The sequence below is a fragment of the [Empedobacter] haloabium genome (assembly GCA_008011715.2).
GTDB classification, from domain to species: domain Bacteria; phylum Pseudomonadota; class Gammaproteobacteria; order Burkholderiales; family Burkholderiaceae_D; genus Rugamonas; species Rugamonas haloabia.
On record CP136508.1, the window covers coordinates 3,289,376 to 3,314,456 of the forward strand.

Consider the following 25,081-nt stretch of genomic DNA (forward strand, 5'->3'; position numbering starts at 1 on the left):
CAGGAGCACACCATGAGAATCCAACCTTATCTGGCCGGCCTGCTGCTTGCGCTGGCCGTCGCCGGCGGCGCCCATGCCGCCAGCTACCCGCCGGCCTCGCTGTACCGGCTCGACACGGTCCTGACCGATTCGCACGAGAGCCGCTTCAGCCTGGCCGACATGGCCGGCGCCCCGGTGCTGGTGACGATGTTCTATGGCGACTGCAGCAGCGCCTGCCCGGTCGTCATCGAGGCCCTCAAGCGCACGCTGGACGCGCTCGGGCCGGACGCCGGCAAACTGCGCGTGCTGCTGGTCAGTCTCGACCCGCTGCGCGACGATCCGCGCGCGCTGGCCCGGCTGGCGCGCAAGCAGCGCCTCGACTCCGGGCGCTGGCGCCTGGCCGTGCCGCCGGACGAGACGCAGACGCGCCGCCTGGCCGCCGCGCTGAACATCCGCTACCGCGCGCTGACGGGCGGCGAGATCGGCCATACCGCCCGCATCACGCTGCTGGGTGCTGACGGCACCGTGCGTGCCGTCAGCACCCGGCTGGAGGTCGAGCCCGATCCGGCTTTCCTGGACAGCATCCGGGCGGTACTGGCCGAGCGTTTTTAACCTGCATCAAGGATTTCGCAGCCGGCGCGGTGTTGCGTTTGCCCCCGCCGGGGCGCAATCGCTAAGCTGGTCCGGACCGTAACCGATCATCCCCAGGAGGGAAAGTGAGTATCACGACTGAACAGATGGATGCGATGGGCGCGATGGCGCGCATCGTCAAGCGCGACGGCAGCGTGCAGCCGTTCGACGCGGCCAAGATCCTGTCCGCCCTGCGCCGCGCCGGCGCCGCCAGCGGCGAGTATGGCGCCGAGGCGGCGCAGCGGCTGGCCTACAACACCGTGCTGCGGCTGCAGGCCGCGCGCGAGACGCCACTGTGCGTGGAGGAGGTACAGGACCACGTCGAGAGCGTGCTGTACGACGCCGGCTACCGGCAAACCTTGCGCCGCTACGTGGTCTACCGCGAGCAGCACCGCAGCCTGCGCCAGGACCGCAAGTCGCTGGTGGACGTGGAGACGTCGATCAACGAATACCTGGACCGGCAGGACTGGCGCGTCAATGCCAACGCCAACCAGGGCTATTCGCTGGGGGGCCTGATCCTGAACGTGTCGGGCAAGATGATCGCCAACTATTGGCTGAACCACGTCTATCCGCCCGAGGTGGGCCAGGCGCACCGCGATGCCGACATCCACATCCACGACCTGGACATGCTGGCCGGCTACTGCGCCGGCTGGTCGCTGCGCACCTTGCTGGCCGAGGGCCTGAACGGCGTACCGGGCAAGGTGGAGTCGGCGCCGCCGCAGCACCTGTCCAGCGCCTGCGGCCAGATCGTCAACTTCCTCGGCACCCTGCAGAACGAATGGGCCGGCGCCCAGGCGTTCAGCTCCTTCGACACCTACCTGGCGCCCTTCGTGCGCAAGGATGGCCTGAGCTACGACCAGGTCAGGCAGTCGATCCAGGAACTGATCTACAACCTGAACGTGCCGTCGCGCTGGGGCACGCAGACGCCGTTCACCAACCTGACGTTCGACTGGACCTGCCCGGAAGACCTGCGCGAACAGGTGCCGGTGATCGCCGGCGTCGAGCAGCCGTTCACCTACGGCGAGCTGCAGCAGGAGATGGACCTGATCAACCGTGCCTATATCGAGGTCATGACGGCAGGCGACGCCAAGGGCCGTGCCTTTACCTTCCCGATCCCGACCTACAACATCACGCCCGATTTCGACTGGCACAGCGACAACGCGGAGCTGCTGTTCGCGATGACGGCCCGCTACGGCCTGCCGTACTTCCAGAACTTCCTGAACTCCGAGCTGAAGCCGAACATGATCCGCTCGATGTGCTGCCGCCTTCAGCTGGACCTGCGCGAGCTCCTGAAGCGCGGCAACGGCCTGTTCGGCTCGGCCGAGCAAACCGGCTCGCTGGGCGTCGTCACCGTCAACTGCGCGCGCCTGGGCTACCTGTATCCCGACGACGAGCCCGCGCTGCTGGCCGCGCTGGACCGGCTGCTGGAGCTGGGCAAGGAAAGCCTGGAGATCAAGCGCAAGGTCATCCAGCGCCATATGGACAACGGCCTGTTCCCGTACACCAAGCGCTACCTGGGCACCTTGCGCAACCATTTCTCCACGCTGGGCGTGAACGGCATCAACGAGATGATCCGCAACTTCAGCGGCGACGAATATGACATCACCAGCGAGCGTGGCAGCGCCCTGGCCCTGCGTCTCCTGGATCACGTGCGCGCGCGCATGCTGCGCTTCCAGGAAGAGACGGGGCATATGTACAACCTGGAGGCCACGCCGGCCGAGGGCACGACCTACCGCTTCGCGCGCGAGGACCGCAAGCGCTACCCCGGCATCCTGCAGGCCGGCACCGAGAAGATGCCCTACTACACCAACTCCTCGCAACTGCCGGTCGGCTTCACGGACGACCCGTTCGAGGCGCTGGAACGGCAGGACGCGCTGCAGCGCAAGTACACCGGCGGCACCGTACTGCATCTCTACATGACGGAAGCGGTATCGAGCGCGGCCGCCTGCCGCACGCTGGTGCGACGCGCGCTGGGCCGCTTCGGCCTGCCGTACATCACCGTGACGCCCACGTTCTCGATCTGCCCCAAGCACGGCTACCTGTCCGGCAGCCACCCGTTCTGCCCGAAATGCGATGCCGAGCTGCTGCGGCGGCGGCAAGCAGCGATCACCCAACCACACTGAAAGGCCATCATGACCGAAGCACCCGAAATGACTCTGAGCCCGGACGATCCGGAGCGCCAGCCTTGCGAGATCTGGACCCGCGTGATGGGCTACCACCGCCCCGTCTCGTCGTTCAATGTCGGCAAGCAGGGCGAGTTCCAAGAACGCCGGTATTTTGACGAAAAACGCGTGGACGCCCCTCATTGATGACGGACCGCCCGCTGAACGTGGGCGGCTTCACGCCGTTCACGGCCACCGACTACCCCGGCCAGCTGGCCGCGGTGGTCTTCGTGCAGGGCTGCGCCTGGCGCTGCGGCTACTGCCACAATCCCCACCTGCGGCAGCGCCCCCTCGCCAGCCCGCTGGACTGGCACGACATTCTCGCGACGTTAGCGCGGCGGCGCGGCCTGCTGGACGCGGTCGTCTTCAGCGGCGGCGAACCCACCACCGATCCGGCCCTGCCGGAAGCGATGCGCCAGGCGCGCGCGCTGGGCTTCAAAGTCGGATTGCATACGGCCTGCATCTATCCCGAGCGCCTGGCGGCCGTGCTGCCGCTGGCCGACTGGGTCGGCTTCGACGTCAAGGCGCCGTTTGACGACTACCACCTGGTTACCCGGGTGCCCGGCAGCGGCGCCGCCGCCCGCGCCTGCGTGCAGGCCATCCTGGCCAGCGGCGTGGACTACGAATGCCGCACCACCGTCCATCCGGACCTGCTGGCGCCGGACGCGCTCCTGCGCATGGCCGACGAGCTGCGGGTGCTGGGTGTCGAGCGTTATGTGATCCAGCAGTTCCGGCCGCAGGGGTGCAACGACGCGCAGCTGCGGCTCGCGACCGGGGTGGCGTATCCGGCCGAGGAGACGCTCGCCGACGTACGAGCACGGTTTCGGACGTTCCTGTTGCGGCGTGCGTAGCTGGGTGGGGACTGTCCCTTTGGGACTGTCCCCGGTTTTCATCCGCGGCAGTGGCCGGAGCAACTGCCGCGATTAAAACCAGGGTCAGTCCCCTGCGGGGACAGACCCTAAGCTATTCTTCCGCGCCGTACCGAGGCTTGGGGACTGTCCCTACGGGACTGTCCCCGGTTTTCATCCGCGGCAGTGAATAAGCCGGGACAAGCCCGCAGCAAGAAAACCGCGGGGCCCACTATCTAGCACATGCCATTGCGCCGCCGCGCCGCGGCCACGAACCTTGCCAGCGTATCGGACTGCGCTCCCAGTGGCAGCATCACCTCGATCATCTGGAAGCGCCCGCGCGTCGTGGCGGCGTGTTGTAATGCCTGGGCCAGCTCGGCGCGGGTGCGCACGCGCACGCCGTCGCCGCCCAGGCCGGCCGCCATCGCGGCCAGGTGCCAGTCGCCCAGTTCGTTGAAGCAGGCGTCCGGCTCGAAGCTGCGCAGCATGCCCCAGCCGGCATTATTGAACACGATGACGATCGGGTCCCAGCCGTGCCGGCGGCAGTGGCCCAGTTCCCAGCCCGTCATCTGGAACGCGCCGTCGCCCACCAGAATGACGGGACGCTCGCCCGTGCGCGCCTGCAGCCCCAGCCCGGCCGGCACGCCGTAGCCCATCGTCGCGTAGTAGCCCGGTGCCAGCAGGTCCGCGTCCTCGATGTCCAGCGCCGTGAAGAAGCAGTCGCCCATGTCGGAGACGACCGGCATGCGCCCGTGCGTGGCCAGCATGTCGTTGATGCCGCGCGCGATGTCGAGCGGCCAGACCGGCGCGCCGTCTGCGTGCAGGTCGCATGGGCAGTGCCGGCCGGGCGCCTCCGGCGCCGGCGCCGGCGCGCGCAGGCCGCTGTCCAGCAGCCCTTCCAGCAGCGCCGCCAGCGGGATGGCCGGATAGACGTGGTGGTCGACGAAAACCTTGCCCTCGGTCGCCATCAGCGTGTGGCGCTGGTCGATGCGGCCGTCCGCCACGGCGAAATTGGTGTCGGTCGGCAGCACGCCCAGCATCAGCAGCGCGTCCGATTCCTCCACCGCGTCCGCCACCAGCGGGTCGCCGGCACCGCCCAGGTAGGTGCCCAAGAGCGGCACGCCGCGCCCGGCCAGCAGGCCACGGCCCATGACGGTGGTCACGACCGGGACGCCCAGCTGGCGCGCCAGCCGCGCGGCTTGCTCCTCCAGGCCAAGCCGGCGCAATTCGATACCCACCACCAGCACCGGGCGCTGGGCGGCGCGCAGCCGGGCCGTCACCTCGCGCACGCAGGCCGCCACCGCATCCCGGTCCCAGGTCGGCTCGGCCAGCGTCGGCACCGGCGCGCACGGCACCCGCGCCATGTCGCGCGGCAGCTCGATATAGACCGGCCGCGACTCGCGCACGCAGCGCGCCAGCACGCGCGCGATCAGCGCCGGCGCCGTGCCCGGGTCGTCCAGCACGGCCTGGTCGCAAGTGATCTCGCGGAAGATCGTCAGCTGCGAGTCGATGCTGCGCACCTGGTGGTGCAGCAGCAGGCTGCCGGCCCGCTCGCGCGCGCCCGGTGCGCCCGAGACGACGACCAGCGGCACCTTTTCCGCATAGGCGGCCGCCACCGGGTTGACCAGGTTCAGCGCGCCGGCGCCATACGTGACGGCGGCGACGCCGATGCCGCCGCCGTAGCGCGTGGCCGCGTCGGCCGCAAAGCCGACGCCGGGCTCGTGGCTCAGCGTGTACAGCGGCAGGGTGCCGGCCTCCTCCGCCTCGATGAAGAACGGCAGGATGAAGTCGCCGGGCAGGCCGAAGATCTCGCGCGCGCCGTGCGCTTGCAGCGCCGCCAGCAGTGCCCGGGTCAGGTTGGTACTCGTGTCCATGATCGCCTCAGTTGGTCTGTCGGAAGCCGGAACGGCTGTCGCGCAGCCAGCGCAGCAGCGCCAGCGGGTGCAGGTCCGGCAGGGTGAGTTCCAGCGCGTCCAGCGTGTTCTTGACCAACAGGCCCAGTTCGGTGTCGCCCTGCATCGACAGGCGGCGGCCGAAGAACAGCGTGTCCGGGTCGGTCTCGCGGCGCATCAGCGCCAGCAGGTCGGCCGCGTTGGCGGCGATGTCCAGGTCGGGCACGGCGCCGTGTGCGCGCGGCACGAAGCGGCTGCCTTGCCAGGCCACGTCGAAGGCCAGGCCGGCGTCCAGCACGCGGATGCGCAGATGGCGGTCCTGCAGCGCGGCGCGCACGTCGGCCGGCAAGGCCGGGCGCAGGGCCAGGTTCAGGCCTGTCGCGAACAGTGCGGCGCCGGGCAGCAGCGGCAGCTTGCCGCCCAGCCGGCCGATCAGCGCAGGCAATGTGACGGGGGCGGCGGGCCGTGGCAGGCGCGGCGCGTTCATGCCACCCTCCCGGCCAGTTCGAGTCCGGGCCGGCCGTGCCAGTAGCCGTCGCAGGCGGCATCCGGCAGCAGCGTCGTCACGTCGGCCGCGACGGCGGCGGCGTCCGCGCCGCGGCGCAACGTGTCGAAGCGGGCGACGATCTGCGCCGTATGTTCCGACTGCGGGCTGATACGCAGCACGTCGACGCCGCTGGCCACCAGCGCGTCGAATTCGCCAGCCAGGTTGTAGACGGCCGCCGACTGGGTCTGGATGCCGTTCAGGACCAGGAAGGGCTTGCCTTCGCGGGTGTCCATGCGCAGGCCGTCCGGGTGGGCGATGCAGCTGAAACGGCAGTCGTCCTTCGGCAGGTTGCGATGGCGCGCGGTAAAACAGCGCGCCGAGAACGCCAGCGGCATGCGGCCGAGCGCGAACACTTCCGTCTCCATGCCGGCCGGGCGCGCGGCCTGCAGCACGTCGAGCGACTTGCGGCTCATCTCCAGCGGCATCACCCAGCGCCGTGCGCCCATCGAGTGCAGCAGTTGCAGGGTGCCGCCGTTATAGATGTTCAGGTGCGGCCCGGCCACGAACGGACGGCCGTCGGTCAGCTGCACGGCGCCCATGTCGTTGGCCTCGATCTCGAAGCGGCCGTTCTGGGCCAGCTTGCGCAAGGCCGTCACGTCGGCGCTCGACTCCAGCAGCGCCATGCTGGACAGCACCACCTCCTTGCCGGCCCCGCGCAGCAGCTCGGCCACGGCAATCCAGTCTGCCGCGCGCAGCTCGTGGCGGCGCGAACAGACGGTCTCGCCCAGGTAGACGATGTCGGCCGGCCCGGCCGCCACCTCCTCGTAAAACGACATGACGGTGGCGCGCGGCCAGTAATACAGCAGCGGCCCCACGGCGATCTTCAGCATGTGTGCTCCTTATTTCCAGGCGCGGTGGTACGCGCCCAGCGTGTGTTGCTGGCCTTCGGCCAGTGCGTTCAGTTGGTTCATCCAGTCCGGCTTGACCGAGAAGCGCGCGGCATTCGTGCGCGCCGCGTCGATGGCGTCGCGCCACACGCGTGTGACCTGCGCCACGTAGGCCGGGCTGCGCTGGCGGCCCTCGATCTTGACGGCGCGCACACCGATCTCGAGCAGCCGGGGCAGCAGCTCCAGCGTGTTCAGGCTGGCCGGCTCCTCGATCGCGTAATAGGTTTCGTCGGCCACGTCGAAGCGGCCCTTGCACAGGGTCGGGTAGCTGGCGTGTTCGTGCTCGGCGTAGCGGTCGATCAGCACCCCGTTCAGGCGCGACTCCAGGCCGCGCGGGCCGTTTTCCCAGCGCACCGCGCGTGCCGGCGAACACACGCCATGCGTGTTGGGCGATTCGCCGGTGGCATACGACGACAGCGCGCAGCGCCCTTCCACCATCACGCACAGGCTGCCGAAGCCGAACACCTCGATCTCCACGTCGGTATTGGCGACCACGTGTTCGACCTGCGCCAGCGACAGCACGCGCGGCAGCACGGCGCGGGCAATGCCGAAGTGGCGCCGGTAGAAGGCGATGGCCTCGACGTTCGTCGCCGAGCCCTGCACCGACAGGTGCAGCCGCAGATGCGGGAAGCGTTCGGCGGCGTAGCGCATCAGGCCCGGGTCGGCCAGGATCACGGCATCGACGCCGGCATCTGCCGCGCGTTCGATGGCACCGCGCCACAGCGCCTCCATGCCCGGTTGCGGATACGTGTTCAGGGCCAGCAGCACCTTGCGGCCGCGCGCCTTGGCATAGGCGATGCCTTGCGCAATGGCGGCTTCGTCGAAATTGAGGCCAGCGAAGTTGCGCGCATTGGTGGCGTCGCGAAAGCCCAGGTAGACGCAATCGGCGCCGTTGTCCACGGCCGCTTTCAGCGCGGGCAGGCTGCCGGCCGGGCACACCAGTTCAAAGGAGGATGGGGAAGACGGTTCGGTCATGACAGCTGTCAGAAGTTCCAGTTGTAGGGGACGACATCGCACCGGTTGGCACGACGGACGCACTGTATCCTGCTGTCAAACAGGAAATCTTTGACCTAGGTCAAGGATTTGCCTGTTGGGTGCGGCGCACAATGGCGGCAACGCAAAACAGGAGAGAAATCATGACCACGCTGCACGAGTACCTGGCCGACGAACACCGCGCCTGCGATGCGCATTACCTGCAGGCCGAGGCGCACATCGCCGACCGCGACTGGGATGCCGCCTGCGACGCGTTCGGCCGCTTCGCCTGCGCGCTGGAACAGCACCTGCGCGGCGAGGAAGCGCTGTTGTTCCCGGCGATGGAAAAAGTGCTGGGCAGCGGCGCCGGTCCCACCGCCGTGATGCGGATGGAGCACCAGCACATCCGCGTGCTGGTGCAGCGCATGGCCGATGCCATCGACGCGCACGATGCCAACGCCTGCTTCGACCACGCCGACAGCCTGCGCATCCTGATGCACCAACATAATCTGAAGGAGGAGAACGTGCTGTACCCGACCGCCCTGCACCTCCTGGGCGCCAGCGCGCAGCCGCTCCTGGAGCAGTTGCGGCGCCAATGGGAGCAGCCGGTCGGGGAGGCAGCGTGAAGAATCCGATCCCTGCGGACGACCCGCTGCAATGGCCCGCGACCCTGCTGGACGTGGGCGGCCTGGAAGCGCCGGAGCCGATGGTGCGCATCCTGGAAGCGCTCGATACCTTGCCCGAGCGCGGCAGCCTGCGCGTGCTGATCGACCGCGAACCGCACCCGCTGTACCGCGTGCTGGAGCGCTACGAGTTCCGCCACCGCACCTGCCCGACCGGCGACGGCCGCTATGAACTGCTGATCTGGCAGTTGCCTCTGTCCAGCGCCGCATAAGGACACCGGGCCGCACCATGCAACGTATCCTGTCGTTCGACATGAACCCGCCGCTGGCCCTGCCGCTGCGCTTCTTCCTGACAGTGCCGGTGTTTGCCGCGCTGGCCGCCGGCCTGCTGCTGTGGCAGGGCGACGCCGCGCTGGCAACGCGCTGGTCGCCCGTCACCTTGGCCCTGACGCACCTGCTGACGCTGGGCTGCCTGACGATGGCGATGACGGGCGCGCTGCTGCAGATCCTGCCAGTCATGGCCGGCATCACGGTGCCGGGCAGCGTGCGCGCCGGCCACGTCATGCATGGCCTGCTGGTGGCCGGTACCTTGCTGCTGGCACTGGCCTTCCTGCTGCAGCGGCCCTGGCTGTTCGCGCCCGCCGTCGCCGCGCTGGGCGCTTGCTTCCTCTTGCTGCTGGGCGCCTGCACTGTGGGCCTGTGGCAGCAGTATCCCAGCGGCGCGGACGCGTCGCTGACGGCCATCCGCCTGGCGCTGGCCGCGCTGGCCGTGACGGTGACGCTGGGCCTGCTGCTGGCCGTCTCCTACGCCTGGCCCGAGGTGCTCGCGCTGCCGCTGCTGACCCTGACCGACCTGCACGCCACCTGGGGCCTGCTGGGCTGGGTCGGCCTGCTGGTGATCGGCGTGGCGTTCCAGGTCGTGCCGATGTTCCAGGTGACGGAGCCCTACCCGCGCTGGCTGACGGGCGGCTACTGCACCACCCTGTTCCTGCTGCTGGTCGCCGCGTCGCTTTCCAGCGGCGTGGCCGAACCGTTCCGCCTGGCCAGCCTGGCCTTGCTGGGACTGGGCTATGGCGGCTTCGCACTGGCGACCCTGTGGCTGCTGGCGCACCGCAAGCGGCCTACGGCCGACGTCACCACGCTGTTCTGGCGCGCCGCGCTGGCCAGCCTGGTGGCGGCGCTGATGGCCGGCCTGCTGCCGCACGACGACCGCGTCGACCTGGCGCGCGGCATGCTGCTGATCGTCGGCTTCGCGCTCGCCACCATCAACGGCATGCTGTACAAGATCGTGCCGTTCCTGACCTGGTATCACCTGCAGCACGCGGGCGACGGCCGCAAGGCCGGCGTGCCCGGCATCCAGAGCATCATTCCGGCCGCGCATGCGCGCGGCCAGTTCCTGCTGCACTGCGCCGCGCTGGTGCTGCTGCTGGCGGCCTGCTTCTTCCCGGCCCTGCTGACGCGTCCCGCCGCGGTGCTGCTGTGCCTTTCCTGCGGCACGCTGTTCGTCAACCTGTGGCGCGCCACCCGGCTGTACACACGTCTGCGCCGCGCCACCGACGCCGGGTCGGTGCCCGCCGTCGCGCCGGTCCACTAACCTCGAGAACAACAACATGAAAAAACGCCTCTCCAACAAGCCCGTGCCGCAACCTTCGGCGACGGGCCGCCTGTCGATCTACACCCGCGCCGACGGCAGCCGCGTGCACCGCCTGAGCGACGACATCGCGCACCCGCTGCGGCGCACGGTGGCGGCGATCCGGCGCGACCCGATGGTGGCGGCGCTGTTCGGCCCACCCGCGCACGCGCTGCCGGAGGTGTGAGCCCTGTGCTGGTGCCGTGCGTTAATTGGCGCACTGTTCTGTACGACTGAACGGTTTATTCTGGAAGCGTGCTTGGGTTGCAAGCACAAACACAGGAAAACCCGACAACCATCAGGAGAGACGCATGAACAAAGTACAGCGCGCATATTCCCGCACCGACGTCACGACCGAACTGGTCATCAACCGCGCCCTGCTGATGCAGCAATCCCTGGGCCTGCGCGATGCGCACATGTTCCTGACCCGTAAGCGCATCAAGCCGGCCACGATCAAGCGCGTGCTGGCTTGCCCCAGCGAGCGGCGCGGCTGCTGAGAAGTTCTGGTGTCAGGCACCTATCTGCAGGTCGAAGACCTGCAGATAGGTGCCTGACACCGGTGTTTGCATCCTTCGCCGCTGCTGATGGACTTCGGGGTCAGTCCCCGTGCGGGGACAGACCCCAGCGGCTGGCATACTCCGCCGCCGGCAGCGGCGCGCTGAACCAATACCCCTGCGCCTCGTCGCAGTCCTGCCGCCGCAGGAAATCCAGCTGGTCCGGTTCCTCGACACCTTCGGCCACGATGCGCCGGCCCAGGCTCTGGCCCAGGCCGATCACGGCGCGCACGATCATCGCGCCGGCCCCGTCGGTGGCCAGGCCGGCGCCGATATCGCGGATAAAGCTCTGGTCGATCTTGATCGTGTCCACCGGCAAGCGGCGCAGGTAGCTCAGGCTGGAATAGCCGGTACCGAAGTCGTCGATCGCCAGCCCCACTCCCATGTCGCGTACCCGGTACAACTTGGCCAGCGCGGCATCCGTGTCGTGCAGCAGTACCCCTTCCGTGATCTCCAGCTGCAGGCGTTCCGGCGCGATGCCCGTTTCGCGCAAGGTCTGCGCCAGGCCTTGCTCGAAGAGCGGGTCGTGCAGCTCGCGTGCCGAGACGTTGACGGCCGCATGGCCCGGCGCCATGCCGGCCTGCTGCCACGCCACCAACTGGGCGCAAGCCGTGTCGCGCACCCAGCGGCCCAGCACGCCGATCAGGCCGAAATCCTCCGCCACCGCGATGAAGCGGGCCGGCGGCACGGCGCCCCAGACCGGGTGATACCAGCGCACCAGCGCTTCGCTGCCCGTCAGGCGGCCGCTGCGCAGGTCGAACTTGGGCTGGTAATGCACGCGCAGTTCGCCATTGCCGAGCGCGGCCCGCAAGCCGCCCTGCAGCTGCTGGCGCTGCACGGCCTCCTGGTTCATCTGCGGTTCGAAAAAGCGGAACGCGTTCTTGCCCGCGCCCTTGGCCAGGTACAGCGCCGTATCGGCATTGCGCACCAGGCTTTCCGCGTCCGCGCCATCCTCCGGGCAGATGGCGATGCCGATGCTGGCACTGGTGTGCAGCGTGTTACCGTCCACTTCGTGCGGCAGCGCCAGCCGCGCCAGGATCTTGTTGGCCGTAATGCCCGCCACGTGGGCGGCATCGTCGGCCAAGGTCAGCAGGACGACGAACTCGTCGCCGCCGAAACGGCTGACCGTATCGCTGCGGCGCACGCATTCGCGCAGCCGCGTGGCCACGGACGTCAGCAGGCGGTCGCCGGTGCCATGCCCGAGCGAGTCGTTGATGTGCTTGAAGTTGTCCAGGTCAAGGTAGAGCACCGCCAAACCGGTGTCGCGGCGCGCGGCCAGCGCCACCTCGTGCGCCAGCCGGCTGCCCAGCAACGCACGGTTCGGCAGGTCGGTGAGAAAATCGTGGGTAGCCTGGTGCGTCATCTGCAGCATGGTCTGGTGCGCCTCGGTGACGTCGTGGAATACCATGACGGCCCCGGCCAGCGCACCGTCCGCAGCGCGGATGGGCGCGGTACAATCCTCGATGGCCAACTCGCCGCCGTCGCTGCGCACGAGGATCGTGCCGGGCGGGACCCGTGCCGTCTGGCCGCTGGCCAGCACGGCCACGATCGGATGCGGCAGCGGCTCCAGCGTGGCCGTCAACAGCGTGAACAGCTCGTCGGCCCGGTTGCCCAGCAAGGCCATCGACTCGCAGCGCAGCAGCGTGCAGGCGGCCGGGTTGACGAAGGTGACCACGCCGCGCGCGTCGGTGCACAGCACGGCGTCGCTGATCGCGCGCAACACGTGATCGGCAAAGTAAACCGGACCAGTCGGGTTACCGTCGCCACCGGCAGCCCCGTCGGCCGCCCGCCCTGATGTGCCGCGCTCCCTCATCGCCGCTCTCCGCGTACCGCCGTGCCGGGGCGGCATGGCGTTTTGTCGTGGACATTACACACCCAAAGCGGGAAGCATGTAGCACGGCTGAAGACGTCACCTCATCAGGTTGTCAGCGCGGGCGCGCCGACGGTACCGGCCGTTCCATCCACGTGGGGCCGTCCGTGACAGGCCGCTCGCCCTGCCAGTCCAGCCGGTCGATGCACATGCGCCGCCCCGCCATGTCCGGCTGCCAGGCGTGATAGACGATCCAGGTTTCGCTGCCGTCCGGCGACAGGGTGAACGAATTGTGGCCCGGCCCGATCAGGCGCCCTGGCCGGGTGCTCATCAGCAGCGCCCGCTCGCCCTGCGGCGGCCGGGTGAACGGTCCCAGCGGATGGTCGGCCACGACATAGCTGACACCATAGTTCTCCCGCTCCCAGGCGCCGCCGCTGTAGAAGCAGTAGTACTTGCCGTCGTGCTGCTGCACGGCCGGGCCCTCCACCGTGTGCCAGTCGTACACGGCGCCGTACATGGGACGCTGCTTCAGGAACAGGTGCCAGTCCTGGTGCGGTCGCACCACCACGCGCGGCTCGCCGGCCAGCGTGCGCATGTCCACCAGCCGGTCGACCACGATACCGGTGCCGACGCGGTGGTCGTCCTCCAGCTCGAGGAAGTCGACACAGTAGTACAGGTACCACTGGCCATCGGTATCGCGGAACGGATGGGCGTCGATCGAGAACGGCTGGTCCGGCACCAGCACCACACCCGTGTCCAGGAACGGGCCGGCCGGATGCTCACTGGTGGCCACGCGCAGCTGGTGGTCGTTGCCGTCGATGCCCTGGGCCGAGTAGTACATATAGAACACGCCATCGCGCGCCGCCACCTCGGGCGCCCAGAAGTCGCTGCCGCCGGGCGCCACCAGCGCGTGGCCCAGCGGCTCCCAGTGCACCAGGTCGGCGGAACGCAGCACGGGAAAGGCACGCCCGTCGGCCGACGGCGGCGCGGTGCCATATGCGTAGTACAGGCCGTCGTGGCGCAGCACGAACGGATCGGCCATGGTGTGCGGGTAGACCGGATTGACGTAGCTGTCGGTCATGCTCTCTCCGTTCACAGTTTGAAGCGCAACGCCAGCCCGTAGGTGGTCGGCGTGTAGCGGATGTCGCGCGGGCGGCTCTCGCTGCCGACGTAGCTCTCGTATTTCTCCTTGCTCAGGTTGATCGCATCGAACTGCAGGGTGAGGTTTTTCGTCAGCTCGTACGACAGCGACAGGTCGACGTAGGTCTGCGCCTGCACGATACGGTCCTGCAGGAAGCGCGGTTCCTCGATCTGCTCCACGTACGAGCCGCGCCGCGTGGCCGCCAGCCGGCCCGTGACGCCATGGCCTTCATACAGCAGCGCGAAGTTGCTGCTGCGCCGGGCCACGTCGATCAGGCTGGTCTTCTTGAAGGTCGGGCTGTCCAGCGTGGTGCGTGTCTCGTTGTCGCCCGAGATCCACGTGGTGTTGAACTGGGCCCCGAAGCCGCTCCAGAAGCCGGGCAGGAAGTCGAAGAATTTCTGGATGCTGAACTCCGCGCCCTTCAGGGTACCGGAGCCCGAGTTCTGCGGCCGCGTGACGCGATAGGTCTGGCCGCCGATGACTTCATCCTGCGTGAAGTTCTGCAGGTAGCCCTTGATATCGCGGTGGAACAGCGCGATCTGGGCGAAGCCGTTTTTCGGGAAGTAGTATTCCAGCGTGGCGTCCGCATTGGTGGACTTGGTCGGCTCGAGGTCCGGATTGCCCGCGTTGCCGGTGCCGGGCGCGTTGACGGTCGGCGGAATCAGCGACATCGCAGGGTTCAGCCGGTAGAACTCCGGCCGTGTGATGGTGCGGCCGATCGAGAGGTGCGATTGCAGGTTGTCGCGCCAGCCCATCAGTGCCGAGAGGTTCGGCAGCACATTGGTCTCGGAGGCCTTGACGTCGATCGGCGTCAGCACGTCGCCATTGCGGGTGGTGCCACGCATCTTGCGGTTCAACCGTACCACGCGCACGCCGGCCTCACCGCTGACCTCCATGCCGGCCAGCGTGGTCTGCCAGCGACCCGACCCGTACAGGGTGACCGTGCGCTCGCGCTGGTCGAAGTAGCGGGTCGGGTCGTCCGCCACCCGGCCAGCCGGCGCGCCGTACACGGCACGCACGGCGTCCGGCTGGTCGATCAGGAAGTCGCGCGACGGCACCAGGAACGGCCCGCCCAGCCGGTCCACGCCCGGCACCAGGCTTTCGAAGCCGGGGCCGAAGGCGGCGGCGGGATTGGGCCGGTTGGCGCCGTTGACGTCGCTGTGCCCTTCGGCGCTGTGGTATTCCGTATTGCGGGTGGACAGGCGCACACCCATGTTCAGCGCGCGCAGGAAGCCGTCGCCCAGCTTGTAGGTCGCGTCGGTGCGCCACTGGGCCTGCTTGCCGACCGACTCTTCCCAGTTCTGCACCAGGCCGCGCAGCACGAACTGGCTCGGGTCGCGCAGCGGATTGGTGCTGGTCGGCGTGGTGATCGCGTTGTAGCCGCCATGGCCGTCGCCGCCATCGGTGTAGACACTGGCGCTGGCGCCCGGAATCTGCTGGTCGACGATGACGGTGTCGTTGATAAACTTCGAATGCGTCAGCGCCAGCGCCGAATTGACGTTCCACGGCCCGTCGCGGTACTGCAGCGCGAAGTTCAGGAAGTGCGTGTTGGTGCGCTCCTTGACGCCCCAGGCGCTGGTGGCCACGTAGGGGTCCCAGTCATACGGTCCACCGAAGCGGGCGGCCGGCGCGTTGGCCGACAGGATCGGGCAGATCACCCCTTCCGGCGTGGCGCAGGCGGCGTTTTCCTGGCCCAGCACCACGTTGGTCAGGCGCGGCGTCCAGCCGACGATGGCCAGCTGGTAGTCCACCTCGTGGCGGCCGCGGTAGCCCATGCCCAGGTACTGGGTGGTGAATTCCAGCTTCGGACTGATCTTCCACTGGAACGCGGCGTGGCCGGAGAAGCGCTCGCGCTCGCCCGCGTTGTAGATGCCGCCGATGTGCGGCAGGCTGCCCAGGCGGTCGCCGGCGCGCAGCGGCGCCACCGGCTGGTCGTCGTTCAGGCGCGTGGCGGTACCGTCCGGACTGACCGAGAACAGCCGGTCGGGCCGGTCGTTCCACTGCACCGGATAGGCCCAGTGCTCCTTGTTGTAGGCCGCGTCGAGCAGGACGCCCATCTCGCCCCGTCCGCTGTTCCAGCGGTCGCTGTACAGCACACCGCCGCCCGGGCTGTTGCGGGTCTTGCTGGCCGTGCTGCCGTTGGCGTGCTGGCGGCGGTCTTCCACGTAACCGGTGATCGTGCGCGTCTTGAAGTCGAACGGCGCGCGCAGGCGGATGTTGACGGCCCCTGCGATACCGCCCTCGAACTGGTTGGCGGTGGCGGACTTGTAGACGTCCAGGCCCGCGATCGACTGCACCGGCAGGTCCTGGAAGGACAGGCGCCGGCCGCGGCCCGTGAAGATGTCCTGGCCGTCCAGCGTGGTCGCCACGTCCGGCAGGCCGCGGATGATCACGGACGACGTTTCGCCGCGGTCCCGTCCCACCTGCACCCCGGCGACGCGCTGCAGCGCGTCGCCGGCGGCGCGGTCGGGGAACTTGCCGATGTCCTCAGCGTTGATCGAATCGACCACCTGGGTGGCGTCGCGCTTGATCTGCTCGGCCGAGCGGATGCTGCGGCGGATGCCCGTCACTTCGACGGTGGCGATCGGCGTCATGGCGTCCGCGCCGGCGCCCTGCGCGCCCTGCTGGGCGCTGGCGCCGGCCGTGTCGCTGGTCGAAGCTTGGGTGGCTTGCTGATCGCTTTGCGTGCTGGCCTGCGGCGCGGGCGACTGCTGCGCCAGCGCGCCGCCCGCGGCCAGCAGCAGTACCGCGGCGCACACGGGCGTCAGGCGAAGTTTGCTCGATGGGTTCATATGGTCTCCATTGGTGTTGGCCCAGGCGATTCCCGTACTGCGCGGGCTGAAGACTTGGCTTTTGCCTGGTGAAAGCCCGAGGTGCGATAGCTTTTGTTCAAGACTGGTTAATAAATATTAGTCATAACCGTGAAACAATGCCAATCGAGTGCGTGGCGTGCGCAACGTTTTTGCTTAGGGACTGTCCCTTCAGGGACTGTCCCTGGTTTTCCATGGCGACGGTGGCGCCGATGGGACGCCTAGGCCGCGGATAGAAACCGGGGACAGTCCCCGTTGGGGACAGTCCCCAAGCCTTACGGGCCGGTGGCTGGCCCGGCCACCGACTCGCGCACCACCAGCGGACACTCCATCTTGATCTGCTGGCGCAGCGCAGGCAGGCCGGCGCGGGCCTGGCCGATCAGTGTTTCGGCGGCCCAGCGCCCCATCTCGTAGTTCGGCAGCAGTACCGTGGTCAGCGGCGGGTGAACGTAGCGCGCCATGTCCTGGTCGTCGTAGCCGACGATCGACAGCCGGCCCGGGATGTCCAGCTCCAGCTGGCGCGCAGCGTCGATGGCGCCTATGGCCATCAGGTCGTTGGCGCAGAACAGCGCGGTGGGCGGCTCGGGCAGGCGCAGCAGCGCCAGCGCGTGCGCGAAGCCGCTGCCCACCTGCCAGTCGCCCTCGCGCACCAGTGCCGGGTCGTACGGGATGTCGGCCGTCGTCAAAGCCTGGCGGTAGCCCTTGTGCCGCTCGGCGGCGGCCTCAAGCCACGGCTCGCCGTTGATCAGGCCGATGCGCCGGTGCCCCGCCTCCACCAGGTGCATCGTGGCCGCGTAGCCGCCCAGCACCTCGGCCGGCACGACGGAAGGATAGCCGTGGTCGCGCGCGTGACAGTTCAGCAGCACCACCGGCACCTGCGTCGCCCCCAGCGCGGCCGGCACGCTGGCGCGGCGCGTGAAGATCGTCGCATAGATCACGCCCAGCAACGCGGGATTGGCCAGCATCTGCGCCAGGATGGCCGCTTCCCGGGCCGGATCGCTGCGGGTGGCGAACACGGAGACGATGCAGTCCTGCTCCCAGGCCAGGTTGCTGGCGCCGTCGATGGTCTGCATCGCGTGCGGACTGGTCGCCAGCTCGTCGGTCAGGTACAGGATCAGGTTGCGCTGGGGCGCGGCGCCGCTGCGCGGATGCCGCACCTGCGGGTAGCCGATCTCGCGCGCGATGGCCAGTACCAGTTCGCGCGTGGCCTTCGATACCTTGGTCCCGCGCACGTCGTTCAGTACCAGCGAGACCGTCGATTGCGACACGCCGGCCTGCTTGGCGATATCGGTCATCGTCGGGCGGCGCGCGGGCATGCTGGCATCAGCCTTTCAGGCCGGTCGCGGCCAGGAAACCATGGGTCACGCGGCGCTGGAATAGCACGTAGGCCAGCGCCACCGGCAAGGCGCCCAGCAGCGCCGCCGCCATCAGCTGCGCATAGCGCACGCCGAAGGCATCGTAGGTCTGCGTCAGGCCCAGCGGGATCGTCATCATGTCGTTCGAGGTGACGATGATGAACGGCCACAGGAAGTTGTTCCAGGCCGCGATGAAGGTCACGATCGCCATCGCCCACACGATATTGCCGGACATGGGCAGGTAGACGCTCCACAGCACGCGCCAGGGCGAGGCGCCGTCCAGGACGGCGGCCTCGCGAAAGTCGGCCGGGATGGCGTCGAAGAACTGGCGGAACACGTAGATGACGACCGGCGATACCACCTGCGGCAGCACGATGCCGGCATAGGTATTGATCAGGCCGAGCTGGTTCATCATGCGAAACAGCGGCACCAGCAGCGCCTCGAACGGCAGCAGGAAGGCCAGCATCGCCAACAGGAACAACGCGTCGCGGCCGCGAAAGCGCATCTGCGAGAACGCATATGCCGCCATCAGGCTGAGCGCCATCGTGATCACAGTGACGAGCAGCGCCACCAGCGCGCTGTTGAAGAGCCAGCGCGGTACGTTGCCGGCGCCGAGTACCTTGCCGTACGCCTCCAGCGTCCAGCGCTGCGGCAGCCAGTGGAACACCGGGGAAATCGTCTCATATTCGGGTCGCAGCGACGTGGACAGCGCCCACAGCAGCGGCGCCGCCCACAGCGCCGCCAGCACGATGCCGGTCGCCGCCGCGACGACCGTCCAGCCCAAGCCGGCGTGCCGCCTCATTTCGCGCCTCCCAGCCGGCGTGCGATCGCGCCCTGCAGCAGCGACAACAGCACGACGACGATCACGAAGGCCGTCGCGATGGCGGCCGCGTAGCCGGCGTCGCTCTGCGTGAACGCCGTCTCGTACATGTAGTGCAGAGTCACCCGGGTGGTGTTGTACGGCCCGCCCGTCGTCATGATGTAGGTCTGGCCGAAGATCTTCAGCGACGCGATCAGCTGCAGCACCAGCGCCGTCCAGGCGACCGGTTTCAGTTGCGGCCACGTGATGTGGCGGAACAGCGCCCAGCCGCGCGCGCCGTCCAGCGCCGCGGCCTCGTACAGCTCGCGCGGGATGTTGCGCAGGCCGGCCAGGAACATCAGCATGTTGAAGCCCACGGTCCACCAGATCGTGCCGATGGCCACCATCGGCATGGCCCAGTGCACGTCGGCGAACCAGGCCCGCTGCATGCCCAGCACATGATTCACGACGCCGGCCGACGGCTGCAGCATCCAGTCGGCGATCAGGGTCATGACGGAGATCGGCAGCACGAACGGCAGGAAGAAGGCGCCCTGCAGCCAGGGACCGGCACGGCTGAAGCGATCCACCAGCAGCGCCATCACGAGGCCCAGCAGCGTCAGCGGGATGACCGTCAGCAGCGAAAAATAGAAGGTGTTGCCCAGCGCGGCCCAGAACGACGGGTCCTGCACCAGGGTGACGTAGTTGGCCAGGCCGACGAAGGCGCTGGTGCGCGTCAGGCTGCTGTCGGTTAGGCTGAGCCAGAATGTCTGCAGCGCCGGCACCAGGAAGAACAGCAGGAAGGCGGCCAGGAACGGCGCCAGCAGCAGCATGGCGGGGAGCGTTTCGCGGCGGCGGTGGAGGGCTTTCATCGGGCTCCCGTCAGTACAGCGGCGCGCGCTTCTTCAGCAGGCGCGCCGCCTCCGTCTCGAAGCGGCGCAGCGCGTCGGCCGGCGTCAGCTGCCCCGCCAGCGGCGCCGGCAGGAATTTCGACGCGATCGCTTCCAGCGGCCCGGCCGCCCCCATGTACCAGCCGTCCGGGTCGTACACCACGTTGTGCGCGGCCGCCGCGTACTGCGCGTTCGGCTCCAGCGCCAGGGCCGCGGCCGATTCCGCCACGGGGCGGTAGGCCGGAATATGGCCGCCCTCGGCCCAGCCCATCGAATGGCGGCTGACGTAGGCGACGAACGACAGCACGGCGTGGGCCTTGGCGGCGGACATCGGCTTGTCGCCATTGGCCGGCAGCGCGAAGCCGTGCGAGTCGGCCCAGGCGCTGGCGTCGCCGTACAGCTTCGGCAACGGCACGATGCCGTACTCGAAGCCCAGCGTGCCCGCCTTGCTGCCACGGACCAGCTCCGGCACCTCCCAAACGCCATTGAGCATGAAGCCGGCGTTACCGCCCATGAACTGGCTGGTGGAGGCGGGATAATCCATGCCCGGCGTGGCGTAGCCGGCCTGGAACCAGCCGGCGATACGCGCCAGCGTGGCCTCCCCCGCCGCGCCATAGGCAAAGCGGCCGTTGGCGACGATGGGCAGGCCCTGCTGCGCCAGCAGCGACAGCCACAGCCGCCAGATCGCATAGCTGCTTTGCGCGCTCTCCATCGTCAGCCCCGGCTTGCCGGTGGCCGCCTTGACGCGCCGCAGCGCGTCTGTCAGCGCGGCCATGCCCTCGATGGGTTTCAGCTGGCCGCGCTCGTCCAGCAGGCCGGCCTTGCCGACCAGGTTCTTGTTGTAGTACAGGACCAGCGGGTGCTGGTCCAGCGGCACCGCGTAGGTACGGCCCTGGTATTGCGACTTGGTCCACTGGCGCGGCAGGAAGTCGCCACCCGCCAGGCCCACGGCTGCCAGTTCGGCGGCTGCGATCGGCCGCAGCACGCCGCCGCCGGCCAGGTTGGGCAGACGCGACAGGTGAATCGTGGCCAGGTCCGGCCCGGCACCGACGACGGACCCGGTAATCAGCTTGGTATAGAACGGCTCGCCCCATTTCAAGGTCGTGCTTTCCACGCGCACGGCTTGCTGCGACGCGTTGAACTCGTCCACCAGCGCGCGCATGCGGGCGCCGTCGCCGCCGCTCAGCAGGGTCCACATGCGCACGAGCTGGACTTCGGCGGCGTGGCTGGGCAGGATGGGCGCGAGGGCCAGCAGGGCGAGGAGAGTGCGGCGGTTCATTGCGCGTACACCCCTAAGTCTCATGGCTTGGGGTCTGTCCCCCGCGGGGACTGACCCCGGTTTTATTCGTTGGCCGAAGTATGCCGCGCTGCCCAAGGCTAGTAATCGATTTGCGCATACCGAAACATGCCGGTCCATCGCCGCTAGCGATAAAAACCGGGGTCAGTCCCGAAGGGACAGACCCCAAGCTCGTCCGATTTCGTGACTCGGGAACCAAAGTCATCGCACATGCGGCCCCGGCGGCCCCGACGTGCCAGGCTGGTCGTCCGGGCCGGCAGCGGCCGCGCTCGACTCGCCCGCCAGCGCCACCTGGGCCGGTACCGACACGTCGCCGGCCGGCTCCTGCAGCGCAATGCGCACGTCGGCGCCCGTGCCCGAATCCAGCCAGTCCGGCAGCTCCTTGGTCGCATATTTTTCCCGCCACAGCAGGCTGTGGCCCAGCGGGTCCACGTACCAGTCGTGCAGGCGCGCTTCCGGCCCGCGCGTGGCCTCGGCCAGCGCCTCGATCGGGGCCTTCGGCACGCGCTGCTCCGTCAGCAAGCCATTCTTTTCGTGGAAGGTGTCGGTCAGCTGCGTGTAGCAGAAGCCGGACAGCGCGCGGCAGCGGTGGATCGCCGCCATCAGTTCCTGGTAGCGCGCCAGCAGCTCGGCGCCATCCTTGGCGACCGAATAGCCCCAGCCTTTCGGGTCGGCCTCCTCCATGCAGGCGATGCCACCGAACTCGGACAGGAACAGCGGCTTGTCGATGCCGGAAAAGCCGTCGATGACGAGCCGGCGCCGCGCCGGCCGCACATGCTCGAAGGTGTACGGCAGGTTCTCGCGCTTGCCGTAGCGGGCGTACAGCTCCTCCGGGTCGATGTGATAGTCGTGCACGTTGACGAAGTCGCCGCACGGCATCTCCCAGCCATCGTTGCCGACCACCGGGCGGGTGCCGTCCAGCGCCCGCGTCATGTGGTACATGGCGCGCACGAAATCGACCTGGCGGCGGTCGTGCATCAGCTCCGGCACGCCCCACGACTCGTTGGTGGGCACCCAGGCCACGATGCAGGGGTGCGAGATGTCGCGCTCGACCAGCTCCTTCCATTCCTCCATCACGCCGTGCACGGTCTCGCTGGAAAAGCCGTAGGCGGACGGCATCTCGGCCCACACGCACAGGCCCAGCACGTCGCACCAGTACAGCCAGCGCGGGTCTTCCGACTTCTGGTGCTTGCGCACGCCGTTGAAGCCGAGCCGCTTGATCAGCAGCACGTCATGGCGCAACTGCTCGGCCGAGGCCACCATCAGGCTGTCCGGCCAGTAGCCCTGGTCCAGCACCATGCGCAGGTAGTACGGCCGGCTGTTCAGCAGGAAGCGGTCGCCGTCCACCGACACCGTGCGCAGCGCCGTGTAGCTGACCACGTGGTCCAGCACCAGGCCATCCTCGGCGTGCAGCGTGATCTCGGCATCGATCAGCTGCGGGCTCTCGGGACTCCACATCCAGTGCGCCCGGGCGTCGTCGATGCCCGGGTCGGGCAGCTGGAACAGGCGCGACAGGCAATCGCCCGTCAGCAGGCAGCGGTCCGACACCAGCACCTGGTCGCCCAGGCGCAGCACCACGTTCAAGGTGCTGTTCTTCGGCAGGTGCGCCACGTCCGCGTCGAGCCGGATCTGCCAGGTGAACACGTCGGCCGTCCAGCGCAGCCGGGCGATGTGGGCGTAGGCCACCTTCTCCATCCAGACGGTGCGCCAGATCCCGGTCGTGCGCGGATACCAGATCGAGTGCGGCTCCAGCTCCCAGTCCATCTTGCCGCGCACCTTGTGCATATCGTGCGGGTCGTCCTCCGCCTGCACGACGATTTCCAGCGTGCGGCTGGACAGGTAGCGCGTGACGTCGATCGAGAACGGACTGTGGCCGCCCTTGTGCTGGATGGCGAAGTGGCCGTTGATCCAGACCCGGGCGCGATGGTTGACGGCGCCGAAGTGCAGCATCAGGCGCTCGTCCGGCGCCGGCAGCAGGCTGTCGTCCAGGCCGACGATGCGCTTGTACCAGACCCGCCGGCGGAACCCCGTGTCGTGCAGCCCGCTGGCGCGCGCCTCGGGCGGATACGGCACGATGATGGTACGGTCGAACGGCACGCTGGCCGGATCGTGGTGGCTGGCCTGGTCGTCCAGCATGGCCTGCCAGGGGCCGTCGAGATTGAGCCATTGGGGGCGCCGCAGCTGCGGGCGGGGATGGTCCACGTTGTCGCTCTCCTTTCGGGAAACCGGTGGCGCGCCGGGCGGCCCGCACGCCTGCAATCGATACGGTTCATGGTACCAGTAATAATATTGCCAACGTCGTCCGCTTGGGCGCGGGCGTTGCGGCGCCGCGACTTTCAGCGTGACAGCCGCGCCGCCGTCACGGACGAGAACACGGCCGGGCGCCGCCCGCCGCCCATGGCCACGAGGCCGAGCCGCAGTGGCTTGCCGCCGCGTGCCAGGCGGTGCGTCCAGACCCCGCCGCCGACCCAGGCGCGGCCGTCCTGGCTGGACCATGCGGCGATCTGCTGTTCGTCGCCGGCATGGCGGATCTCCAGCCGCAGCCAGGTCCACGGATGACCGGGCGTGCCCGCCACGGTATTGCCGTAGCGCGGCCAGCCGGCCTGCTCAGGCTGGCCTTCCTTGGCGAATTCCACCTGGTGCAGGCCGGCATCGGCCAGCACCGCGAGCTTGACGTAATTGTCGTCGTCGCCCAGCACCACCAGGCCGGCCTGCACGTGGGTGGCGCAGCAGTCCTCCGGCGCGTCCAGCCGTACCTTGGCGTCGATGCGGACATCGCCGGCGGGGAGCGCGCGCGTCAGCACGGCGGCCGAGTTGACGTCGCCGTACAGGTCGCCGGCCCCGGTGCGCCAGGCCAGGCCGCCCTGGCCGGTGCGCCAGTCGGCGGCCGGTGGCCGGCGCAGCCATTGCCACGCGCGCCCCAGGCGTGGCCCGGTGAATGTCTCGTGCCAGACGCGCCGCGCCACGTCCGCCTCGGCGGGCGGGCCAAGAGGCGGGCGCAAGGCGTCGGCATCGCCCGCCAGCGGCGCCGGCGCCGGCAGGCTGGTATCGGACGGTCCCCGCCCGGCCGCCACCACGGGCCAGCCGTCGACCCAGTCGACCCGGTCCAGCAGCGCCAGGCGCCGCGTCAGGTCGGGCGCCGCGAAATAGGGCTCGTTGCGGTCCACCGCATGGTAGATCGTCCACCACTGACCGGCGCCGTCCTGGAACACGGTGTTGTGGCCCGGGCCGATCCAGCGGTTGCCGTTCTGCGGCAGCACGGGCGTGCCGCCCACGCGGGCGGCGGCCATGTCGCCGCCCTGGCGGTCCAGGAACGGTCCTTCCGGCCGCGTGGCCCGGCCGACGTACAGCGCATAGCCGGTCAGCGGCCCGGCGCAGCAGTTGGTGGCGGAAGCGAACAGGTAATAGTAGCCGCCGTGCCGCACCACCTCGGCGCCTTCGTAACGCCAGGTGGTACCGACCCGCACCGGCGCGCCCTGGACCGCCAGGCCGTCCTCGGCCAGGCGCTGCACGAACATGCCGCCGCCGTAGCTGCCGTAGTACAGGTAGTGGCGCCCGTCGTCCTGCGCCAGCACGTCCGGGTCGTAGGTCCAGTGGAACTTGCAGCCGGGGCCGCCCCGGCGCGGCGCCACCACCAGGCCGGGCGCCGGCGTCCACGGCCCGACCGGCGTGGCGCTGGTGGCGACGGCGATGGCGCTGTCCGTGTCGCAGCCCGGCTCCGGGCTGTGGGCGTCGTCGACGTCGGTGATCGTGTAGTACAGGTAGTAGCGGCCGTTCAGGTAGACCGGCTCGGGCGCCCACAGCCCGGCCGTGCGGGTGGCCGGCGCGGGCCGCTCGGCAAAGGCGTCCGTGACGAACTCCCACTCGACCAAGTCGTGCGAGCGGTAGATCGGCAGCAGGCGGAAGCGCCAGCCTTTGTCGTCCTTTTCCGCCTTGCTGACGGGGTCCGTGGTGCAGTACAGGTACCAGGTCGGCTGGGCCGCGCCCGGGTCGCGCAATAGCGCCGGGTCAGCGCAGTTCTGCGCCAGCGCACCGCCGGGCAGGCGCAGGTTCAGCGGGTTGCGGTATGTGGGGGCGGCCAGGGTGGCCGAGGCGGCGCAGGCCAGCGCGGCGAGCAGGATGGTACGGGCGAACAAGGCGGGCTCCTGATGCTTGGACCTTGTTACGTTACCATGGTTCAGGCCTGGGGTCTGTCCCCGGTAAGTGGCGGTGCAAGAAGCGCTGTTGGCTTGACGAGGGGACTGACCCCGGTTTTTAT

At 69.0% G+C, this 25,081-nt stretch carries 20 protein-coding genes and 1 pseudogene; 8 read left to right on the top strand and 13 right to left on the bottom strand.

The genetic code is table 11. The annotated features are described in order from the left end of the window. Positions 1 to 12: 12 nt before the first annotated feature. From E7V67_014365 to E7V67_014375, 3 genes and pseudogenes are all read left to right on the top strand, one after another. Positions 13 to 591, top strand: coding sequence for an SCO family protein (locus tag E7V67_014365; GenBank protein WUR10908.1), 579 nt, complete (start codon positions 13 to 15; stop codon positions 589 to 591). Between the two features lie 143 nt (positions 592 to 734). Beyond that, positions 735 to 2,918: pseudogene (locus E7V67_014370) on the top strand (ribonucleoside triphosphate reductase). Continuing rightward, positions 2,918 to 3,622 (top strand): anaerobic ribonucleoside-triphosphate reductase activating protein, encoded by a 705-nt coding sequence (locus tag E7V67_014375; protein WUR10909.1) that lies wholly within the window; start codon positions 2,918 to 2,920, stop codon positions 3,620 to 3,622. Before E7V67_014370 ends, E7V67_014375 begins: the two are co-directional and overlap by 1 nt. Before the next feature lie 233 nt (positions 3,623 to 3,855). Here the strand turns inward: E7V67_014375 and ipdC are convergent, their stop codons facing one another. Genes ipdC through E7V67_014395 form a run of 4 tightly spaced genes read right to left on the bottom strand, consistent with a single transcriptional unit; the run spans position 3,856 to position 7,920 of the window. Next, a complete protein-coding gene (gene ipdC, locus E7V67_014380) occupies positions 3,856 to 5,493 on the bottom strand; it encodes an indolepyruvate/phenylpyruvate decarboxylase (protein ID WUR10910.1) in 1,638 nt (545 codons plus the stop codon). A 7-nt stretch (positions 5,494 to 5,500) separates the two neighbouring features. Further along, positions 5,501 to 5,998, bottom strand: a complete 498-nt coding sequence (locus E7V67_014385) for an SCP2 sterol-binding domain-containing protein (protein ID WUR10911.1) — start codon at positions 5,996 to 5,998, stop codon at positions 5,501 to 5,503. Continuing rightward, positions 5,995 to 6,885, bottom strand: a complete 891-nt coding sequence (locus E7V67_014390; protein ID WUR16283.1) for a U32 family peptidase — start codon at positions 6,883 to 6,885, stop codon at positions 5,995 to 5,997. Before E7V67_014390 ends, E7V67_014385 begins: the two co-directional genes overlap by 4 nt. Positions 6,886 to 6,897: 12 nt before the next feature. Then, the gene (locus E7V67_014395) at positions 6,898 to 7,920 is read right to left on the bottom strand and encodes a peptidase U32 family protein (GenBank protein ID WUR10912.1); all 1,023 of its coding nucleotides are present in this window, start codon (positions 7,918 to 7,920) and stop codon (positions 6,898 to 6,900) included. A gap of 161 nt (positions 7,921 to 8,081) precedes the next feature. Between E7V67_014395 and E7V67_014400 the strand changes: the two genes are divergently transcribed. From E7V67_014400 to E7V67_014420, 5 genes are all read left to right on the top strand, one after another. After that, on the top strand, positions 8,082 to 8,543 hold the full coding sequence (locus E7V67_014400; GenBank protein ID WUR10913.1) for a hemerythrin domain-containing protein: 462 nt from the start codon (positions 8,082 to 8,084) through the stop codon (positions 8,541 to 8,543). Then, entirely contained in the window at positions 8,540 to 8,812 is a 273-nt protein-coding gene (locus E7V67_014405) for a DUF2249 domain-containing protein (protein ID WUR10914.1), read from the top strand. Before E7V67_014400 ends, E7V67_014405 begins: the two co-directional genes overlap by 4 nt. 17 nt (positions 8,813 to 8,829) lie before the next feature. Further along, positions 8,830 to 10,134, top strand: a complete 1,305-nt coding sequence (locus E7V67_014410; GenBank protein WUR10915.1) for a permease — start codon at positions 8,830 to 8,832, stop codon at positions 10,132 to 10,134. 16 nt (positions 10,135 to 10,150) lie between these two features. After that, positions 10,151 to 10,357, top strand: coding sequence for a hypothetical protein (locus E7V67_014415; GenBank protein WUR10916.1), 207 nt, complete (start codon positions 10,151 to 10,153; stop codon positions 10,355 to 10,357). 124 nt (positions 10,358 to 10,481) lie between these two features. Then, complete coding sequence (locus E7V67_014420; GenBank protein WUR10917.1) at positions 10,482 to 10,667, top strand: hypothetical protein; 186 nt, start codon at positions 10,482 to 10,484, stop codon at positions 10,665 to 10,667. Positions 10,668 to 10,767: 100 nt separating this feature from the next. Here the strand turns inward: E7V67_014420 and E7V67_014425 are convergent, their stop codons facing one another. The 9 genes from E7V67_014425 to E7V67_014465 form a co-directional block, all read right to left on the bottom strand. Continuing rightward, a complete protein-coding gene (locus tag E7V67_014425; GenBank protein ID WUR10918.1) occupies positions 10,768 to 12,447 on the bottom strand; it encodes an EAL domain-containing protein in 1,680 nt (559 codons plus the stop codon). 202 nt (positions 12,448 to 12,649) lie between these two features. Beyond that, the gene (locus tag E7V67_014430) at positions 12,650 to 13,615 is read right to left on the bottom strand and encodes a glycoside hydrolase family 43 protein (protein WUR10919.1); all 966 of its coding nucleotides are present in this window, start codon (positions 13,613 to 13,615) and stop codon (positions 12,650 to 12,652) included. An 11-nt stretch (positions 13,616 to 13,626) separates the two neighbouring features. Continuing rightward, on the bottom strand, positions 13,627 to 16,467 hold the full coding sequence (locus E7V67_014435; GenBank protein ID WUR10920.1) for a TonB-dependent receptor: 2,841 nt from the start codon (positions 16,465 to 16,467) through the stop codon (positions 13,627 to 13,629). 293 nt (positions 16,468 to 16,760) lie between these two features. Further along, the gene (locus E7V67_014440) at positions 16,761 to 17,801 is read right to left on the bottom strand and encodes a LacI family DNA-binding transcriptional regulator (GenBank protein WUR10921.1); all 1,041 of its coding nucleotides are present in this window, start codon (positions 17,799 to 17,801) and stop codon (positions 16,761 to 16,763) included. A gap of 7 nt (positions 17,802 to 17,808) precedes the next feature. Further along, a complete protein-coding gene (locus E7V67_014445) occupies positions 17,809 to 18,642 on the bottom strand; it encodes a carbohydrate ABC transporter permease (protein WUR10922.1) in 834 nt (277 codons plus the stop codon). Continuing rightward, positions 18,639 to 19,508, bottom strand: coding sequence for a sugar ABC transporter permease (locus E7V67_014450; GenBank protein WUR10923.1), 870 nt, complete (start codon positions 19,506 to 19,508; stop codon positions 18,639 to 18,641). The genes E7V67_014445 and E7V67_014450 overlap by 4 nt, the downstream gene beginning before the upstream one ends. Before the next feature lie 10 nt (positions 19,509 to 19,518). Continuing rightward, positions 19,519 to 20,805 carry an extracellular solute-binding protein gene (locus tag E7V67_014455; protein WUR10924.1) on the bottom strand — a complete coding sequence of 429 codons (1,287 nt, stop codon included), beginning with the start codon at positions 20,803 to 20,805 and terminating at the stop codon, positions 19,519 to 19,521. A gap of 219 nt (positions 20,806 to 21,024) precedes the next feature. After that, positions 21,025 to 23,025, bottom strand: coding sequence for a glycoside hydrolase family 2 TIM barrel-domain containing protein (locus E7V67_014460; protein WUR10925.1), 2,001 nt, complete (start codon positions 23,023 to 23,025; stop codon positions 21,025 to 21,027). A 134-nt stretch (positions 23,026 to 23,159) separates the two neighbouring features. Continuing rightward, positions 23,160 to 24,959 (bottom strand): family 43 glycosylhydrolase, encoded by a 1,800-nt coding sequence (locus tag E7V67_014465; protein ID WUR10926.1) that lies wholly within the window; start codon positions 24,957 to 24,959, stop codon positions 23,160 to 23,162. Between the last annotated feature and the right edge of the window lie 122 nt (positions 24,960 to 25,081).